The organism is Psychrobacter sp. FME6 (assembly GCF_014861365.1).
Classification (GTDB): Bacteria; Pseudomonadota; Gammaproteobacteria; order Pseudomonadales; family Moraxellaceae; genus Psychrobacter.
Map to the genome: position 1 here is coordinate 1 of NZ_RRYW01000169.1, position 3,031 is coordinate 3,031.

Genomic DNA, 3,031 nt, shown 5'->3' on the forward strand with positions numbered 1-3,031 from the left:
CTTCTATGTCAATTATGGCTATGTCTGATGCCAGCATACTTTTTAGAACACCACCAAATCCTTTTATAAAGATAGTAAGCATTAACGTATAAAATAATACCAAACCCAAAAAGTACGATTAGCCGTGTCAAACTTGTTTAGTCTACAGTTCGTAGCACTTGCAGTCGTTTTCCTTGCTACTCTAATTTTTGTGAGTGATATAAGCGTAGATGTTTTTTGTCTATTATAGTTTTTTAGCCAAAAAAAAGGCTGCGATATAGTATACCGCAACCTTTTTAGAAAATCAGAATACAGCTACAGAGTAAGGTAACTTATCTTAAGACAGTTTATCTATAATTAGTTATTATAGGAAATAGTGATTATAAGCTTACTCGATTTACTTATTTACCCAGCTTATGCTTAGCAACACCGACCCAATGATTGGCAAACTGCTGTGCTTTATAAGCATAAGGCTTAGCTTTTTGGAGGTACGGTTTGCACTCTTCTGGGATGGCCGGCACAATATGTTTAGCAAGTTTATTGAACCACATCATTAGGCTATAATCGCCCTCGATGCTTAAGTTGCCTTCTTGTACCGCAGTCATAAAATCTGGCAGACTGCCTTTGGTCAACAGCTTAACGCCAGTCATAGAATCTTTAAAGCTAATCGTCAAATCAGCGTCTTTGGCATGACCGCCTTGTTGGCTAAATTGACCATCGGCAAAACTAAAAGAGCGGGCAATATCAGACTCTTTACTAGCGAATTCAATCGTGACATTGCGATCAGCGAATAGCGCTTTGACGTCTTCGTCGTTGCTATCAGCAAGCATGGACAAGCGGTAGCCAATCACTGCCAATAACGCATCTAACGGATCAGACTTAATATCTAATACAGGAACAGTAAACATAATCAAACTCCTAAAATGAAACGCAAAATAATGCGTACTTTATAACAATTTTTGCGACAAATATATAGATAGATTATAAACGATTCAGTGCTATCTATTCTTTAGGAGTTACGTAGAGAGCGTTAAGTATCTTGTAACATTAGATGACGTTACTTTGATTGAGATAAGCTTATACCATGCATAAAAATGGGAATAGCAAGGAAAATGAGTACAAATGCAAAATACTGTTTGACTTGCCTCGCTTTTATTTTGGATTGATTTTATTAATTGATTGTATTAATAGAAGCGCGGTTGGTAATCATCATCATAAACAGGGGTATGTTCGATATAGCGCGCCGCTTGCAACTCACGCTGCTGCCGAACAGATTGGCTGACATCCTCATAACGTAACGCCCGATATAATACCCAACTGGCCAAAGGTAACCAGCTGATGCCCATGGCGACAATATAGCTGTGCCATTCCGATAGCTCTGAGAGCATAGGACGACTGGATAACATACTTTGGATCGCTTCCACTGTCAGCCAATAGGCCATACCGCCGAATAAGTAGAGCAGTAGCCAGCGCTGTGAGGATAACGCGAGCGCCACTATCAAGCCTGCCAATAAACCATAACCCAGCAATGCCGCCGTGCTCCAGGTATCGATACCGATAAAAGAAAATATAGTCAGTAACATCATTCATCTCGCTATTCATAAGGTGAACTTCAATGGGGCTATTATGAAAGTTTGCTGAGTAAAGCTAAAGAGGGCAAAGGCGACTTTGCGACAACAGTTGACGTTTGATTATTTGGAGGGTTTCTTTGATGTGGTGTTGCAGGATTTTGAAATAAGCGCCGCAAGGCTAAGCGCTTATTGTTGAAAGTAGAGAGATGGTTTTGCTAGGGCACGTCCTCAATCTGAATGAAAGCGATGTTGATACAAGTTTGTCGTATGATATTTTTACCGTTAATGACGGCGATGACCCCACAAAGACAACAGCGACACCAAAACCGCACCCAGTAGCATGAGCCCTAATGTCGTTAGCCAATGCGCGCCAGTAGGGTATTGCCATGGCAGAACATTGTTTATCGCCTCACTATTTAGCGACCCTAAAGCATCTACTTTCCACGGCCATACTTTTACCAACGAGCCGGCGATAAAACCGGTGAGTAGTGCAAGCGTTGCTTGATAATAGCGAGCTAGTAACCATTTAAGCGCGTGGGTAAATAATAACAGTCCCGTTGCCATACCTGCGACGACGGTGAATATTATAGTAAAGTTAAGCGTATGTACTGCCTCTAACACCGCATCATAAGCGCCCAGTAACAGCAGAATAAATGACCCAGATACCCCAGGTAATATCATTGCACAAATGGCGATTGCCCCTGCAAAAAATAAATAGGGTAAGCTTGGGTTTGTCGCCAGTAATGGCAAACTACTGATGACTACAGCAGCGCACAGGCCAATGACGAATAATGCTGCCCGTCCTATGTTCCAACGCTTAATCTCACTTAGTAAGATAAATACTGTAGCGATGACCAGTCCAAAAAAGAACGACCAAATCAGTAGCGGCTGATTCTCTAACAAGTGCTTAATAATGCCCGCCAAAGTCCTGATGCTAGTGGCAATACCCAATACCAAACACAATAAAAATGTCGCATCGACCTGTCGCCATACCGCGAGCAAGCCTTTGATACCACCTTCTTGTCGAAATATCTGCCAAAGATTGGGACCAATGCTGCCCAGTGCGTTAATCAAGCGTTCATAGATACCTGAAATCAGCGCAATGGTGCCGCCAGAGACGCCAGGTACGATATCCGCGGCACCCATGGCCATGCCTTTGATGTAAGTCCCGAATAGCTGCTTTGGGCTATCGCTGGATGCAGAAGTAGGAACAGGGGTTTTATCTAATGGCTGTGGCGCTGACGACTCGTTTGGCCGCGGTGAGTGTGGTGTCGTCATGGACAATCCTTCATTATTTTAAAATTGACTCAATTGTATCAAGATATAGTTAAAACCCCACTCTCAACTTGAAATAAGCAATTCAAACTGAAGAGGCGGGTTACCAAGTTTTTTGTTGAGTACAAAGCATAGATTATGAGACAGAATCTTACGAATCAATCGATGAGACAAATGCCATAAATCTCTTGCTCGTACCCTTTGTA

Annotated in this window: 3 protein-coding genes and 1 pseudogene; all 4 read right to left on the reverse strand. The window is 42.2% G+C overall.

Annotated features, from left to right (window positions below):
• Positions 1–380: 380 nt before the first annotated feature.
• Entirely contained in the window at positions 381–887 is a 507-nt protein-coding gene (locus EI162_RS13885; protein ID WP_192524891.1) for an SCP2 sterol-binding domain-containing protein, read from the reverse strand.
• Between the two features lie 276 nt (positions 888–1,163).
• Positions 1,164–1,565, reverse strand: coding sequence for an AciT family ciprofloxacin tolerance protein (gene aciT / locus EI162_RS13890; protein ID WP_225735405.1), 402 nt, complete (start codon positions 1,563–1,565; stop codon positions 1,164–1,166).
• 267 nt (positions 1,566–1,832) lie between these two features.
• Positions 1,833–2,828 (reverse strand): DUF368 domain-containing protein, encoded by a 996-nt coding sequence (locus EI162_RS13895; RefSeq protein ID WP_192524892.1) that lies wholly within the window; start codon positions 2,826–2,828, stop codon positions 1,833–1,835.
• A 63-nt stretch (positions 2,829–2,891) separates the two neighbouring features.
• Positions 2,892–3,031, reverse strand: a pseudogene (locus EI162_RS13900) (IS982 family transposase); the annotation flags it as partial.

Bases quoted from the DNA above. Each gene is read 5' to 3' on its own strand.
- EI162_RS13895 (WP_192524892.1), bottom strand. From the start codon at position 2,828: ATGACGACACCACACTCACCGCGGCCAAACGAGTCGTCAGCGCCACAG.
- EI162_RS13885 (WP_192524891.1), bottom strand. From the start codon at position 887: ATGTTTACTGTTCCTGTATTAGATATTAAGTCTGATCCGTTAGATGCG.
- aciT (WP_225735405.1), bottom strand. From the start codon at position 1,565: ATGATGTTACTGACTATATTTTCTTTTATCGGTATCGATACCTGGAGC.